Genomic DNA, 14,650 nt, shown 5'->3' with positions numbered 1-14,650 from the left:
ACCGCAAGCAGAAACAAAGCTATAAATTGATTAAATTTTAACGACCAAAGTCTAAGTTACGAATTACACGTAATTTTGCTAATTTGAATAATGAGAAACTACTATTAAAAAAGTGGCCAAGGTTGGGCACAGGGCAAGGAGTTTGGTTATGGATCAAAGCCAAGTAGAAAAGATTCTACACAATCCAAAGTTTCAGAAAATGGTCAAGAAAAAAAGTGCATTAAGCTGGACGCTCACAATCATTATGTTAGTGCTTTATGTGGGCTTTATGCTACTTGTTGGCTACAACAAAGAATTTTTGATGAGTTCATTTAGTGGTGGTGTAACGACATGGGGTATTCCACTAGGCTTAGGAATTATCGTTTTATCTTTCCTACTGTGTGGCGTGTATTCCTATATCGCAAATAATACCCTTGACCAGTTGAGTGAAGAAGCGTTGAAGGAAGTTGAAGCCATCACGCATGAGAAAGGATTACACTAATATGAAATGGAATTCATTAAAAGCGAAAGCCTTATTGGCAGCAGCATCGCTATATTCAACTGTTGCTATGGCTGGTCCAGATTTGGGTGAAGCCGAACAGCAAGCCACTAACTGGCACGCTATCATCATGTTTGTCATCTTTGTTGGTTTCACTTTGTTTATTACTAAGTGGGCTGCAAAACAAACTCAATCAGCACAAGATTTCTATACCGCAGGGGGCGGAATCAGCGGTTTTCAAAACGGATTGGCAATTGCCGGTGACTATATGTCAGCAGCATCTTTCCTTGGTATTTCCGCGATGGTGTTTAGTTCGGGTTTTGATGGCTTACTTTATTCTCTTGGGTTTATGGTAGGTTGGCCAATCGTTTTATTCTTGGTTGCAGAGCGTTTACGTAACCTCGGTAAATACAACCTTTCAGATGTAGTGTCATTCCGTCTCGAAGAAAAACCGGTCCGTACTTTAGCTGCCTTAAGCTCGCTTGTGGTTGTGGCATTCTACTTGATCGCTCAAATGGTAGGCGCGGGCCAGCTCATCAAATTACTATTTGGTTTGAACTATAACATCGCTGTTGTCATCGTTGGTCTATTAATGATGGCATACGTAATTTTTGGTGGCATGTTGGCAACGACATGGGTACAGATCATTAAAGCGGTTATGTTGCTTAGTGGTGCGACTTTCATGGCATTCATGGTGATGAAAGCGGTTGGTTTCAGCTTCAGCAACATGTTCACTCAATCAATTGAAGTATTCAGTAAAGTTCACAGCGTAAGCTTTGAAGAAGCTGCAAAAATTATGGGTCCGGGTAAACTTGCCGCAAACCCGATTGATGCATTGTCTCTTGGCTTGGCACTCATGTTTGGTACAGCGGGTCTTCCACACATTCTTATGCGTTTCTTCACTGTAAAAGATGCAAAAGAAGCGCGTAAATCAGTTGTGGTTGCGACAGGTTTCATTGGTTACTTCTATCTTCTAACTTTCATTATTGGTTTCGGTGCGATCCTTTTCGTATCAAACAACCCTCAATTCCTTGATGTTGCAAAAATGGCAGTATCAGGCAAGCTTGAACTTGTTGGTGGTAACAACATGGCAGCCGTGCATTTAAGTGATGCTTTAGGCGGTGACTTATTCATGGGCTTCATTTCAGCAGTAGCGTTCGCAACGATTCTTGCTGTTGTTGCTGGTTTAACACTTTCAGGTGCATCTGCAATCTCACATGACTTATACGCTAACGTATTCAAGAAAGGTCAAACGACTCCAGCTTCAGAACTTCGTATGTCAAAAATTGCGACACTTGGTTTAGCAATCTTTGCCATGATTTTGGGTATCTTGTTTGAAAAGCAAAACGTAGCATTCATGGTGGGCTTAGCGTTCTCTGTGGCATGTTGTGCAAACTTCCCAATTCTTGTTCTTTCAATGTTCTGGAAAGGTTTAACTACTCGTGGTGCAGTTATCGGTGGTGTGGTTGGTCTTGTAACAGCGGTAGTCCTTATTGTTCTGTCTAAAGCGGTTTGGGTAGATACTTTAAAAATCTCTGATACACCAGTTAACCCATTCAATGGTCCTGCATTATTTGCTATGCCATTGTCATTCCTTTGCTGTTGGTTCTTCTCGGTGACTGACAACTCTGCACGTGCTAAAAAAGAGCGTGCTGCATTCGATGCCCAATACGTTCGTTCAATGACAGGTATCGGTGCTTCTGGTGCCTCAGATCACTAAAATCAAAATGGATTAAATATCTATTTCATTAAAAGCCCTGCGGGGCTTTTTTTGTTGATCTCATACATTAAAGTGAAAGAAGCTCTTTAATAAAGAACAACTTGTTTGTCCTATTTTTTGTACAGTATGATTTCCTATAATTCAAAACATAATGAAAAAGGAAAATAATTAAATGCGATCTATTATGGACTTCTGGGCGAGCTTTCGACTGCTACCTTCTGCATGGTTGCTGCTTGTGCAATTTATCCTACTCATTTTGGCCATGCTCACTTTTCATGATGTATTTTACCGGACCCTAACGTGGGCTTTAGGAGTGCTTGCCTTACTTATTATTGCCAAGGTCATTCGTCAAACCCCAATGTTTACTTTTCTGGGATTAACTTTTGTCAGTGGAGCGATTATATCCTCAGTCTTTATTTTATTAGGCTATAACAATTTAACGATCCAGATTTTTGCCCATAGCTGTGAAGCGCTAGCTTACTTTTCGGCTGCTTACGGTTTATTTCGTTATATGTTTGCTGATCGATATTTAACAAGAGATGAATTATTTGCAGCCGCCGCGGTTTTTACTTTGCTTGCTTGGGGCTTTGCATTCCTCTACAACATTTGTCAGCTATTGATTCCGGCTAGCTTCCAAAACCCAAACAATGTTCATCATTTACAGACTTGGTTAGATCTATTGTTCCTGAGCTTTAGCTTACAGTCAGCAACAGGCTTATCTGATTTAATGCCACTTAGTCCACCAGCACGCGTTTTGGCCATGCTACAAATGTTTTGTGGCGTGATGTATCTTGCTTTGATTGTCACACGTTTAATTGCTCTACAGTACATTGCCCACCCAACAAAGAAAGATTCTGACAAATAAAGGAGAAGGTGTTTTAATTTTTTACACCTTTGTAACTGCAATATTATTTAAGTTTATTTAAAGTATTATCGGCTTTCTCTATTGAAAGATTTAACTTTGTTCATTCTGTGAATGTCTTTATTGGCTTTATGCCTGTCACTTTTCATTAAAATAACATGGAGGAGTTATGCCTTCCAAACAACCAGGTTGGTTCGCAAACGTTAATCCTAACGTATTTTTTGGTACGGTCATTATCATTGCTTTGTTCTTGGCAGTTGTGGTGATCGCCCCGAGTTCTTTTGAACTTCTAACGCAGCAATTAAAACAATGGATCATCGATTCATTTAGCTGGTTTTATGTTTTATCTGTAGCCTTCTTTCTCATTTTATTGATTTATATCGCCTGTTCATCAATAGGTCGAATTAAATTAGGACCTGACCATAGTCAGCCTGAATACAATAATGGGTCTTGGTTTGCCATGCTGTTTACAGCAGGGATGGGTATCGGTCTCATGTTCTTCGGGGTTGCCGAACCTGTCATGCATTATGTTAATCCACCAAGTGGAGATGCTCAGACTATTGAGGCAGCACAGCAAGCATTAAGGGTGACCTTCTTCCACTGGGGCTTGCATGCGTGGGCTATTTACGCAGTGGTCGGATTGGCATTGGCTTATTTTGCTTATCGACATAATTTACCGTTAAAGACCCGTTCAGCCCTTTATCCTCTCATTGGTAAGAAGATTTATGGGCCTTGGGGGAACAAGGTCATATAAAGAAGGAAGATAGGGAAAAGGTTAAAAGAAATGTAGCTAAACAACTAAAAAAATTGTATGCCAGAGCAACAGAAATTCAATGGCAATTTACTAATGGAAAAATAAGAAGAGAACCGATGTTTGAGGATCGCAAGTTGTATGAGGCTTTTTCCTGTCTTGAAATTGATCCAGAAGATGCAGACGAAATTATCTATTTACCTACAGAGGGATATCATAGGTCAATTTTTATAAATACTTCAGCATTAGATTATATTTTTATTCCTGCACATAAATTTAATTATGGTCGTTTAGAGAATTTAGAAGAAGAATTGGATGAATAATAATCAGGCTAGAGGTCATTTAACCTTCTAGCCTAGTTTAATTAAACTTTATTTCAACATCGGTTTTAAGAAACGACCTGTGTGGGAAATCTCAACCTCAGCTACTTGTTCAGGTGTACCTTCGGCAATGATCATACCACCGCCTGAGCCACCTTCAGGGCCTAAGTCCACAACCCAGTCGGCTGTTTTAATCACATCAAGGTTATGTTCAATTACCACAATGGTATTACCCTTGTTACGTAGCTCATGCAAAATATCGAGTAACTTGGCAATATCATGGAAATGTAGACCTGTTGTTGGTTCATCCAAGATATATAAAGTTTTACCCGTATCTCGTTTTGCTAACTCACGTGCGAGTTTTACACGTTGTGCCTCACCACCAGAGAGAGTGGTAGCAGCTTGACCTAAACGAATATAGCCTAAGCCCACCTGAGTTAAGGTTTCTAAGCGGCGGTGGATGACTGGAATGGCACTAAAGAACTCAGCAGCATCTTCAACAGTCATTTCTAAAACATCAGAAATATTTTTGCCTTTATAGCCAACTTCAAGCGTTTCACGGTTATAACGTTTACCATGACACGCATCGCATGGAACATACATGTCTGGTAAGAAGTGCATTGCGACTTTGATCATGCCGTCGCCTTCACAGGCTTCACAGCGTCCGCCTTTTACGTTAAAAGAGAAACGACCAGCACTATAACCGCGGGCTTTTGCCTCTGGTGTTTGTGCAAATAACTCACGGATTGGTGTAAATAGACCTGTGTACGTTGCGGGATTAGAGCGTGGTGTACGTCCAATTGGGCTTTGGTCAATATCAACAACTTTATCTAGATGTTGAAGCCCATCAATCGAGTCAAACTTTTCAGCTGTTAAGGTCGTTGCACCATTGAGCTGTGTAGCTGCTAATGGAAGCAAAGTACGGTTAATCAGGGTTGACTTACCTGAACCTGAAACGCCAGTCACACAAGTCATAATGCCGAGCGGAATTGTTAAATCGACATTTTTTAAGTTATGACCTGCTGCACCTGAAAGTTTGATAACTTCATCTGGACGTGGTGATTCAGTACGTTTTTTTGGCACTTCAATTTTGAGTTTGCCAGAAAGATACTGTCCTGTAAGAGAATCAGCATGTTTAGCCAATTCATCATACGTGCCTTCAGCAATAATCACACCGCCGTGTACACCAGCACCAGGACCGATATCAATAATATGGTCAGCAGCACGGATTGCATCTTCATCGTGTTCAACGACTAATACCGTGTTGCCTAAATCACGTAAGCGAATCAGAGTTTGTAATAAACGATCGTTATCGCGTTGATGTAGACCAATTGATGGTTCATCGAGCACATACATTACGCCCATTAAACCTGCACCAATCTGCGAAGCTAAACGGATACGCTGTGCTTCACCACCAGATAGGGTTTCGGCAGAGCGAGCTAGACTTAAATAGTTAAGTCCCACACTCACCAAGAAATGTAAACGCTCTCGAATCTCTTTAAAGATTTTATCTGCGATTTCGCCTTTAGCTCCTTCAAGATTTAAACCTTGGTAGTAACTTTCAGCATCACCAATCGACATACGAGTAATGTCAGCAATGGTTTTGTCTTTCACACGAACATGACGTGAAATTTCATTAAGACGTGAACCATCACATGCATCACATGCTGCATTAGAAAGGTATTGAGCTAAATCATCTCGTACATAGTTACTTTCAGTTTCACGGTAACGACGTTCAAGGTGCGGCAAAATTCCTTCAAATGGTTGCACGCGAGTGTGTTTACGGCCACGTTCGTCGATATAGCTTAAATCAACTTTTTCTTTGCCCGTACCTTGTAAGAATTTCTTTTGAGTGTCTTTATCTAGCTGGTTCCAAGGTGTATCAAGTTGAAAACCGAAATGGTCGGCAACTTTTTGCAGCATCGAATAATAATATGGACGCTGACGATCCCAACCACGGATTGCACCTTCACTAATCGCAAGGTCAGGATTTGGAATGAGCTTTTCAGAACTAAAATGACTGCGTGTACCTAAACCATCACAAACAGGGCAGGCACCAAATGGGTTGTTAAATGAAAACAAACGTGGCTCAAGCTCTGCAACAGCGCGATCACATTCAGGACATGAGTGCTTTGCAGAAAAAACACGATCAGGATGTTCGTCATTCATCCATGATAAAACTGCAATATCGCCACCTAAACGTAGTGCGGTTTCAAATGATTCTGCAATACGGTTACCTAAGTCTTCACGTACTTTGAAGCGGTCAACAACGACTTCAATGGTATGTTTTTTCTTTTTGTCGAGTTCTGGTGGTGTATCAATATCAATGATTTCGCCATCCACACGGGCACGAACAAAACCTTGGCCTTGTAGTTGTTCGAACAAGTTACTGTATTCACCTTTACGTTCACGAACCACTGGGGCAAGCAACATGAGTGCTGTGCCTTCTTCAAGCGTTTTTACCGCATCGACCATTTCAGAAACAGTTTGCGCGACCATCGGCAAATCATGTTCTGGGCAATATGGTGTACCGACACGTGCATAAAGCAAACGCAAATAGTCATAAATTTCGGTAATCGTACCAACCGTTGAACGTGGGTTATGACTGGTAGATTTTTGCTCAATGGCAATCGCTGGTGATAAACCTTCAATCGAGTCGACTTCAGGCTTTTCCATTTGCGATAAAAACTGACGGGCATACGCTGAAAGTGATTCGACGTAACGGCGTTGTCCTTCGGCGTACAGGGTATCGAAGGCAAGAGAAGATTTTCCTGAACCTGATAACCCCGTAATTACCACAAATTTGTCGCGTGGAATATCGAGAGACACATTTTTTAAATTATGGGTACGTGCGCCTCGAATACGGATATGACTTTGGCTCATAAAACATCTCAATTATATATTGATGAAAATTTAGGTGCTGATTGCTCAGTCGCAGAGAGGTGTGACTGGTTATAAACAACAGACCCTATATATGATAACGATTTAAAATTGTTCAAGTGGTACAAAATGATTTAAAGCGACAAATTGTGACGGTTAAACGACAATCGACAAAATTTGTTTAAATAAGCAGATTGTATTTTTAACATTCCTTACTTCAGATTTCTACTCTAAGCAAATTTTAACCAGCAACATAACTTTACTAGACGACTGGTCTAATAGTTGTTTATGATGTGTGCATGAAACGATTAAATAAAAGTGAAACCACGCGACAACACATTTTAGATACGAGCTTTGAGCTGGTACTACGTAAAGGTTTTGTCGGTGTTGGTTTGCAAGAAATCTTAAAGGCTTGTGACGTACCCAAAGGTTCGTTCTATCACTACTTTGCTTCGAAAGAGGCATTTGGCTGTGCATTGCTCGAGCAATATATGGCTGATTATAAAGTTCGTATGGAACAACTTTGGCAACGCAGTGAGCAAAGTGCCCATGCTCGTTTAATGGCCTTATGGCAGGCATGGATTGATGATCCTGTAAACGGTAGTTGGGCTGAAAACTGTCTGATTGTGAAGTTGGCGGCAGAGGTTTCTGACTTGTCAGAAGACATGCGTCAAATTCTCAATGATGGCGTGCACAAACTAACGCAACGTTTGGCTTTGCTACTCAAAGAAGGGCAACAAGAAGGATCAATTCCAAAACATATTGAGCCTTTAAAAACTGCGCAAGTCATGTATCAGTTATGGTTAGGTGCTGCTTTACTCACAAAATTGTCGCAAGACAAAGCACATCTACATCTAGCTTTAGAAACGACCCAACAACTCATAAAACCGATAGAGGAATAAAGCATGCGAAGTATTATCCATGGTAATTTTGGCGAACCTGTAGACGTTTTAGAGCAGGCGGATATGCCAAAGCCAGAACCAAAAGCAGGCGAAGTGCGTATTAAAACCATCATGTCTCCAATTCATAATCATGATGTATGGACAGTACGTGGAAGCTATGGCTACAAGCCGACCTTACCTGCAATTGGTGGTAGTGAAGCCGTTGGTATTGTTGATGCGTTGGGCGATGGGGTCACTCATCTACAAGTAGGGCAGCGTATTGCAGTTGCGGCTGTGCATGGCAGTTGGGCTGAATACTTTATTGCGCCTGCTCATGGGATTATTCCACTCAATAATGAAATTGATGATGAAACAGCAGCACAACTGATTGGTATGCCAATTAGTGCTCTCATGCTACTCGACTTTGTAAATGTTCAACCAGGTCAATGGCTCATTCAAAACACGGCAAATGGTGCAGTCGGTAAAACAGTTGCGATGATTGCACAGGCACGTGGCTTACCTGTAATTAATTTAGTTCGTCGTACTGATGCGATTGCAGAGATGCAAGCATTAGGTATTCAGCATGTTGTTGCGACTGATCAGCCTAACTGGAAAGAGCAAGTTAAACAGATTCACGGCGACCAACCTCTTATTGCTGGTGTGGACTCGATTGGAGGAAGTGCAAGTGGTGAAATGCTGAATTTACTCAGTGAAAATAGCTTGCTCGTTTCGTTCGGTAGTATGACTGGCGAAACCATGCAGATTTCATCGGGTGATTTGATTTTTAAACAAGCGACAGTAAAAGGTTTCTGGGCGAATGTAGTTAACAAAGAAATGCCTGCCGAACGTAAAAAAGAACTCATTGTTGAGTTATTAACGTTAGCAACTCAGAAAAAATTAATCCTTCCTGTAGAAGGTGTATTTAGTTTTGATGAGATTAAAACTGCCGCTCAAAGAGCAACGCAAGGTGCTCGTCAAGGCAAAGTGTTGTTAAAACCGTAACACATTAAAAGATCAGTCGAGAGACTGATCTTTTTTCATATCTTTAAAATAAAAAGGAAAATTGTATGATCGGACAAATTTTAATTGCACTTATCGCAATATTACATGTCTATATTTTAGTGTTAGAAATGTTTTTGTGGGACAAGCCTTATGGCATGAAAGCCTTTGGAAATAATGCCGAAAAAGCAAAACTCACTAAAGTCATGGCACAGAACCAAGGTCTTTATAATGGCTTTTTAGCGGCGGGTTTATTCTGGTCTTTATTGGCTGATGCACCGTTTGCGACATCAATTGCCAACTTCTTTTTAGGCTGTGTACTCATTGCAGGTATCTATGGTGGTCTGACTGCCAGTAAAAAGATTATTTATATTCAGGCAGTTCCAGCATTGATTGCTTTAGTCGCTGTTAATTTTCTTTAAAAAGCGCAAAATACAGCGTTTTGAAATGGAAATAACCAGATAGGATCAGCGCATGTGGGCGTTATTTTTAAAATGTATGTTGGGGGCTGGGGTTGTCCTCATTATTTCGATTTTATCGAAAAGTAAGGCATTTTATATTGCAGGTTTAGTCCCACTTTTTCCTACCTTTGCTTTAATTGCTCATGTGATTGTTTATCAGCAAAAAGGGGCGGAGGCATTACAAAAAACGGCTCTGTTTGGTCTATGGTCACTTATTCCCTATGCCATTTATTTAGTTGCTGTTTATGTGCTGGCAACACGCATGTCGATGTGGTCTTGTCTAGGATTAGCAACTCTATGTTGGGTCGTGGCTGCGGCAGGTTTGATTTATGGCTGGCAGTTATTTCAGCATTAAAAGATTAAGAGAAATCCCTTAATCTTTTAAATTGAACTATTTTTATGAATGCTCAACAACACGGGTTTTGAGCATACCTTCAACTAAATTAATCATCTTTTGGCGAGAAAGAATTCGGGGTAATTGAGACGTTAAATAATTTCTACATCCCACCACAACCGTTGATTTATTCTTATCTAATGCTTTAACCGTTGCAGACACAACGTCCTCAACTGTAGAGCTTTTCATACCACTCGTATCGGCATTTGCGACCTGAGTAAAATTGGTTTGGGTATTGCCCGGACAAACCGCCAGAAATTTAACTCCTGAAGAGCCGTATTCTCCTGCAAGAGCCTCAGTAAATTGCAATACATAAGATTTAGTTGCCCCATACACAGCAATATAAGGCAGAGGTTGAAACGCACCTGTAGATGAAATATTAATCATGATGCCTTTTTTGTTCGCAAGCATGTGGGGCAAAAATAAATAACATAAAGACGTTACACTACTGATATTTAGCGTAATCATTTCTTGATAAATAGATACAGATTGATCTAGAAATTTAGTCCATTTACCAAATCCTGCGTTATTAATTAAAATCTCTACCGATAATTTTCTAGCTTGCACTTCATCAAATAAGTTTTGAGCTGAATTGGGTTGAGCTAAATCTAAGACGATCACCTCAACATTCACGTTATATTTTTTTTTAAGTTCATCGGCTAAATCAGTCAGTTTCTGCTCAGAGCGTGCCGTTAAAATGAGATGAATTCCTAAAGACGCAAGTTCTTGAGCATAGGCTTTGCCTATTCCTGAAGATGCGCCTGTAATTAATGCTGTTGAATTTTTAAATGAAGAAAGGTGAGTGCTCATTTTATTGGTCCGTAATAAAAGAAGCTATTACCATAAACCTTGTCCCTAAGGGCAGAGTCAAGCACTCATTTTGAAAGCTATTTTCAAATTTTAATAAACTGTTTTAAGCAGAAATCTTATTGGTAATATAAGTTTGAATAATCTCATCTTCTAGTTGTTTTAAATCTTTTTGCAAACGGCTTAAATCTTCTTTCTGCTCAATAATTTGTTGGTTCTTTTTCTGAATAAGCTGCTGTGCAATTTCTACAGGAAAACGATTATTTTTATATTTTAAAGCTGACAGGTCATAAAGCTCGGAAAGGCTAAATCCAACAGCTTGTGCAAGGCGAATCATCTTAACCGATTGAACATCAATCTCTTCATAAATACGATAATTGCCTTTTCTTTTTGCGACTGGCAGTAAGCCTAATTTCTCATAATGCCGAATGGCTTTAGGAGTGGCACCAGTCAAAGCCGCTAATTCGCCGATATACATATCTGTCTCGTATTTTATTGAAAATCGATCAGGCTATTAAGTGCACTGACCGATTCTTTTGAAGTTTTAAATCTGATCTAAACCTAACCATTGTCTTTGGTGGTAGGCACTGTCCCAAAATAACCATTCAAGTTTTGCACCCATGGTGTAAGCGGCATGCATTTTTTCTAAAGTGTCGGCATCACAACGTGCGGCAACTTTATCTACCGTCGCAATCACATTACGAACAGCTGTATGGAACTCTTCACCTGCATAGGTATCAATCCATGCTTGGTAAGGGTTATTCGGAATTGATTTATTTACAATATCTTTGCCAACTTCGGCATAAATCCAGAAGCAAGGTAAAAGCGCAGCAAGTACAACGGGGTAGCTTTCAGACCAAGCAGTTGCTGTTAAAAATGAAGTGTAGTGGTGGCCTGCCAAAGTTAATGGTGTATTTTTAAATTCTTCTTTGGTTACTCCAAAGTTTTTCATGAAGTCATCATGCAAACTACGCTCCACCACAATCGCAATTTTAGCTGCATCTGAAAATTGCATAATATCGTCAGCCTCAAAGGCCTTTGCTGCTGCAACAGCAAGCACACGACCATAGGCCACTAAATATTGAGCATCTTGAATAACATAATGACAAAAAGCTTCTTTATCTAAAGTACCGTTAGCAAGTTCCTGATTAAAAGGCAGGTCTAGAATTTTCTGATATAAATTTAAATTACGTTGCCAAAGTTCTTGAGAAAAAAGCATAAAAACATTCCATTTAAATTAAGACAGCTGAACCAGATTTTAAATCAATTTTAAAATACAAAAATAATAATGATAGATATATCGAAAGAAAATATTTAATGCGATTAATGAGTTAATTAAATATTATAAATTTCTTTATTAAACAGAGAGATAAAGTAACGGGAATAACGGCACAAAACAACATCGTTTTGTGGTTAATTATCGATATAATAGCGACGGTTTTTAAGAAAGATTAAATTTATTCTTGGTATAGGTCTGATCCATGAAGCATTTCCGATTTTCGATATTTTTTACGGTGGTGTGTTTAGCACTATCCGCGTATTGGGGTTTTACCCATGGACCTGAAGCGGGCGTGTCTACCATGCTTAAAGCTTTAACAATTACGGCCATTTTAGCTGTAATGGAGGTCTCTTTATCTTTTGACAATGCTGTCGTAAATGCATCGGTTCTACGTAACTGGGATCCGTTCTGGAAAATGCTCTTTTTAACGGTAGGTATTTTAATCGCCGTTTTTGGTATGCGTTTAATTTTCCCGGTGGCGATTGTTGCCGTGACTGCGGATATGGGAATGATTGAAGTAGCTAAATTGGCACTCAATGATCCGAAAACCTATTCTGAACGTTTAATGGCACATCACGCTGAAATTTCGGCTTTTGGTGGAACATTCCTATTACTGGTATTCTTAAACTTCTTCTTTGATGAAGAAAAAGAAACCCATTGGTTCAGATGGCTTGAAGCTAAACTTTCTAGTTTAGCAAGCGTACCAGCAATGTCTGTCTTTATTGCTCTAATTGCGATGTTAATTATGGCAGCAAATGTTGATGAGTCGCAGCGTCTTGTGGTGACTATGGCTGGTATTTGGGGCATTGTGGTTTATATTGGCGTTGAAGTATTAAGTCATATGTTAGGTGGTGAGCCTGAAATTGACGAAGATGGCAATGCTATTATGAAAGATGGATCAGGCGCTGCTTCTGGCGTAGTTAAAGCAGGTATAGGTGGTTTCTTATATCTTGAAGTATTAGATGCATCGTTCAGTTTTGATGGTGTGATAGGTGCTTTTGCAATTACTAGCGACGTTGTTGTGATTATGCTAGGTCTTGCAATCGGTGCTATTTTTGTCCGTTCAATGACAGTTTATCTTGTAGAAAAAGGTACGCTAGATGCTTATGTGTTCTTAGAACATGGTGCGCATTATGCGATTGGTGCTTTAGCATTCATTATGATTGCAAGTGGTACAGGCGTACATGTACCAGAAGTTGTTACTGGTTTAATTGGTGTAGCGTTTATTGTTTGGGCGGTTATTGCTTCAATTCAATATTCAAAGCGCGAGCAACAGTCGCCTTAAGCTAATTTTCAGTAAAGTTCGATAGAATGAAGAGGCTAAATGCCTCTTTATTTTTTTAAGCCCAAATCGTTATTTTAAATAAGGTGTTCCGTATTTTTAGAAACGAATCGGCTTATAATTTACCTAGTTTGATAACGTGTATTGATATGATGAATGCTTTGGAACGTCGCTCAACTTTTGCCTTAAGTAGTATTTTCGCACTACGCATGTTGGGCTTGTTCATGATTATTCCTGTCTTTTCTGTAGTTGGACAGTCATATCAATATGCGACTCCAGCACTCATTGGTTTGGCTGTAGGTGTCTACGGCTTAAGCCAGGCGATTTTGCAAATTCCATTTAGCTTATTGGCAGACCGTTTTAGCCGTAAACCGCTTGTGGTATTTGGTCTATTACTGTTTGCGATTGGTGGGGCAATTGCAGGTTTATCCGACACCATTTATGGTGTAATTATTGGCCGTGCTATCGCTGGTGCTGGTGCAGTTTCAGCTGTAGTCATGGCGCTTTTAGCCGATGTGACGCGCGAAGAGCAGCGTACTAAAGCCATGGCTGCTATGGGCATGAGTATTGGCCTGTCTTTTGTGGTGGCTTTTAGCCTTGGGCCTTGGCTCACAAGCCTCGTCGGTATTTCGGGCTTATTCTTTGTCACGACCATTATGGGCTTGATTGCGATTGCGATGTTATTGCTTGTACCTAAAGTCACTCGCCATCATCGTAATTATCAGCAAGGCTACATGGCACAGCTTAAGCAAGTCATTCAAATGGGTGATTTAAACCGTTTACACGTTTCGGTTTTTGCATTGCATTTATTGCTGACAGCCATGTTTATTTATGTGCCTTCACAGCTCATCGAGTTTGCGCATATTCCTTTGGCGAGCCATGGTTTGGTGTATTTGCCGCTGTTAGTCATTAGCCTGTTCTTTGCATTTCCAAGCATCATCATTGCTGAAAAATATCGCAAAATGCGCGGGATTTTCTTAACAGCAATTACAGGGATTATTGCAGGTTTGCTGCTGCTCATATTTGGTTATCAATCCAAATATGTATTACTTGCAGGTCTAGGTATTTTCTTTATTGCATTTAATGTGATGGAGGCTTTATTGCCTTCTTGGTTGTCGAAGTCTGCTCCAATTCAGTCAAAAGCAACGGCTATGGGTGTAAATGCCAGTAGTCAGTTTTTAGGCGCTTTTTTTGGTGGCACGCTAGGTGGTCAATTATTGATGTTACATAATACTGCGATTGGATGGAGTGTCTTAGCAGGGATTGCTATAATATGGTTGCTAATTAGTTTTGGTTTAGCTCAGCCGCGGTATTTGTCATCGATTGTGTTGCCATTGCCGCAAGTGCAACAGGTGAATGAGTGGACCACACAGCTATTGGCAATTCGTGGTATCGAAGAAGTTGTGGTGATGCCTGACCAGCAAGTTGCTTATATTAAAGTCGATAAACAGTCTCTAGATGATGCTGCGCGACGTGATTTAACGCAGTTGTTCGGTAAAGAGGTAGCCATTTAAGCATAACTCTTATAAAGTAAAA

General features: G+C 40.1%; 14 protein-coding genes and 1 pseudogene. 11 read left to right on the top strand and 4 right to left on the bottom strand.

Annotation, left to right across the window (positions count from 1 at the left end; genetic code table 11):
• Window positions 1-148: 148 nt before the first annotated feature.
• The 5 genes and pseudogenes from MKL33_RS16135 (at window position 149) to MKL33_RS16115 (ending at window position 4,134) form a co-directional block, all read left to right on the top strand.
• The gene (locus MKL33_RS16135; protein WP_016142785.1) at window positions 149-481 is read left to right on the top strand and encodes a DUF485 domain-containing protein; all 333 of its coding nucleotides are present in this window, start codon (window positions 149-151) and stop codon (window positions 479-481) included.
• A gap of 1 nt (window position 482) precedes the next feature.
• Window positions 483-2,198, top strand: a complete 1,716-nt coding sequence (locus MKL33_RS16130) for a cation acetate symporter (RefSeq protein ID WP_032004976.1) — start codon at window positions 483-485, stop codon at window positions 2,196-2,198.
• 172 nt (window positions 2,199-2,370) lie between these two features.
• Complete coding sequence (locus MKL33_RS16125; RefSeq protein WP_032004975.1) at window positions 2,371-3,063, top strand: ion channel; 693 nt, start codon at window positions 2,371-2,373, stop codon at window positions 3,061-3,063.
• 166 nt (window positions 3,064-3,229) lie between these two features.
• A pseudogene (locus MKL33_RS16120) lies at window positions 3,230-3,808 on the top strand (BCCT family transporter); the annotation flags it as partial.
• Window positions 3,793-4,134 (top strand): hypothetical protein, encoded by a 342-nt coding sequence (locus MKL33_RS16115; protein WP_270907339.1) that lies wholly within the window; start codon window positions 3,793-3,795, stop codon window positions 4,132-4,134. The pseudogene MKL33_RS16120 and the gene MKL33_RS16115, both read left to right, overlap by 16 nt.
• A gap of 48 nt (window positions 4,135-4,182) precedes the next feature.
• Here MKL33_RS16115 and uvrA read toward each other — a convergent pair whose 3' ends face one another.
• The gene (gene uvrA, locus MKL33_RS16110) at window positions 4,183-7,014 is read right to left on the bottom strand and encodes an excinuclease ABC subunit UvrA (protein WP_075383222.1); all 2,832 of its coding nucleotides are present in this window, start codon (window positions 7,012-7,014) and stop codon (window positions 4,183-4,185) included.
• A 296-nt stretch (window positions 7,015-7,310) separates the two neighbouring features.
• Here uvrA and MKL33_RS16105 point away from each other — a divergent pair, with 296 nt between their 5' ends.
• The 4 genes from MKL33_RS16105 (at window position 7,311) to MKL33_RS16090 (ending at window position 9,707) form a co-directional block, all read left to right on the top strand.
• A complete protein-coding gene (locus MKL33_RS16105; RefSeq protein WP_005804456.1) occupies window positions 7,311-7,913 on the top strand; it encodes a TetR/AcrR family transcriptional regulator in 603 nt (200 codons plus the stop codon).
• Between the two features lie 3 nt (window positions 7,914-7,916).
• Window positions 7,917-8,894: a zinc-binding dehydrogenase gene (locus MKL33_RS16100; protein WP_270907338.1), complete on the top strand. Its 978-nt coding sequence runs from the start codon at window positions 7,917-7,919 to the stop codon at window positions 8,892-8,894.
• Between the two features lie 65 nt (window positions 8,895-8,959).
• Complete coding sequence (locus tag MKL33_RS16095; RefSeq protein WP_000580165.1) at window positions 8,960-9,313, top strand: DUF1304 domain-containing protein; 354 nt, start codon at window positions 8,960-8,962, stop codon at window positions 9,311-9,313.
• 52 nt (window positions 9,314-9,365) lie between these two features.
• Complete coding sequence (locus tag MKL33_RS16090; protein ID WP_004789991.1) at window positions 9,366-9,707, top strand: GlpM family protein; 342 nt, start codon at window positions 9,366-9,368, stop codon at window positions 9,705-9,707.
• Window positions 9,708-9,749: 42 nt separating this feature from the next.
• Here the strand turns inward: MKL33_RS16090 and MKL33_RS16085 are convergent, their stop codons facing one another.
• The 3 genes from MKL33_RS16085 to tenA all read right to left on the bottom strand — a co-directional run bounded on the left by MKL33_RS16085 (window position 9,750) and on the right by tenA (window position 11,772).
• Entirely contained in the window at window positions 9,750-10,556 is an 807-nt protein-coding gene (locus tag MKL33_RS16085; protein ID WP_270907337.1) for an SDR family NAD(P)-dependent oxidoreductase, read from the bottom strand.
• A 103-nt stretch (window positions 10,557-10,659) separates the two neighbouring features.
• Window positions 10,660-11,031, bottom strand: a complete 372-nt coding sequence (locus tag MKL33_RS16080) for a MerR family transcriptional regulator (protein WP_262448401.1) — start codon at window positions 11,029-11,031, stop codon at window positions 10,660-10,662.
• 66 nt (window positions 11,032-11,097) lie between these two features.
• Window positions 11,098-11,772 carry a thiaminase II gene (tenA, locus tag MKL33_RS16075; RefSeq protein ID WP_057086125.1) on the bottom strand — a complete coding sequence of 225 codons (675 nt, stop codon included), beginning with the start codon at window positions 11,770-11,772 and terminating at the stop codon, window positions 11,098-11,100.
• 262 nt (window positions 11,773-12,034) lie between these two features.
• On the opposite strand from tenA, the gene MKL33_RS16070 reads away from it, so the two are divergent.
• Entirely contained in the window at window positions 12,035-13,117 is a 1,083-nt protein-coding gene (locus MKL33_RS16070; protein WP_005066886.1) for a DUF475 domain-containing protein, read from the top strand.
• Between the two features lie 146 nt (window positions 13,118-13,263).
• The gene (locus MKL33_RS16065; protein ID WP_005078603.1) at window positions 13,264-14,628 is read left to right on the top strand and encodes an MFS transporter; all 1,365 of its coding nucleotides are present in this window, start codon (window positions 13,264-13,266) and stop codon (window positions 14,626-14,628) included.
• Window positions 14,629-14,650 lie beyond the last annotated feature (22 nt).

The organism is Acinetobacter sp. AOR43_HL (assembly GCF_027854635.1).
GTDB lineage: Bacteria > Pseudomonadota > Gammaproteobacteria > Pseudomonadales > Moraxellaceae > Acinetobacter > Acinetobacter pittii.
Note: the sequence above shows the minus strand (reverse complement) of the source record. Positions and strands in the feature narration are given on the sequence as shown.

What these genes read in the sequence shown, in the direction of transcription:
- MKL33_RS16135 (WP_016142785.1), top strand. Translation starts at nt 149, where the DNA reads ATGGATCAAAGCCAAGTAGAAAAGATTCTACACAATCCAAAGTTTCAG.
- MKL33_RS16130 (WP_032004976.1), top strand. Translation starts at nt 483, where the DNA reads ATGAAATGGAATTCATTAAAAGCGAAAGCCTTATTGGCAGCAGCATCG.
- MKL33_RS16125 (WP_032004975.1), top strand. Translation starts at nt 2,371, where the DNA reads ATGCGATCTATTATGGACTTCTGGGCGAGCTTTCGACTGCTACCTTCT.
- uvrA (WP_075383222.1), bottom strand. Translation starts at nt 7,014, where the DNA reads ATGAGCCAAAGTCATATCCGTATTCGAGGCGCACGTACCCATAATTTA.
- MKL33_RS16105 (WP_005804456.1), top strand. Translation starts at nt 7,311, where the DNA reads ATGAAACGATTAAATAAAAGTGAAACCACGCGACAACACATTTTAGAT.
- MKL33_RS16100 (WP_270907338.1), top strand. Translation starts at nt 7,917, where the DNA reads ATGCGAAGTATTATCCATGGTAATTTTGGCGAACCTGTAGACGTTTTA.
- MKL33_RS16095 (WP_000580165.1), top strand. Translation starts at nt 8,960, where the DNA reads ATGATCGGACAAATTTTAATTGCACTTATCGCAATATTACATGTCTAT.
- MKL33_RS16090 (WP_004789991.1), top strand. Translation starts at nt 9,366, where the DNA reads ATGTGGGCGTTATTTTTAAAATGTATGTTGGGGGCTGGGGTTGTCCTC.
- MKL33_RS16085 (WP_270907337.1), bottom strand. Translation starts at nt 10,556, where the DNA reads ATGAGCACTCACCTTTCTTCATTTAAAAATTCAACAGCATTAATTACA.
- MKL33_RS16080 (WP_262448401.1), bottom strand. Translation starts at nt 11,031, where the DNA reads ATGTATATCGGCGAATTAGCGGCTTTGACTGGTGCCACTCCTAAAGCC.
- tenA (WP_057086125.1), bottom strand. Translation starts at nt 11,772, where the DNA reads ATGCTTTTTTCTCAAGAACTTTGGCAACGTAATTTAAATTTATATCAG.
- MKL33_RS16070 (WP_005066886.1), top strand. Translation starts at nt 12,035, where the DNA reads ATGAAGCATTTCCGATTTTCGATATTTTTTACGGTGGTGTGTTTAGCA.
- MKL33_RS16065 (WP_005078603.1), top strand. Translation starts at nt 13,264, where the DNA reads ATGATGAATGCTTTGGAACGTCGCTCAACTTTTGCCTTAAGTAGTATT.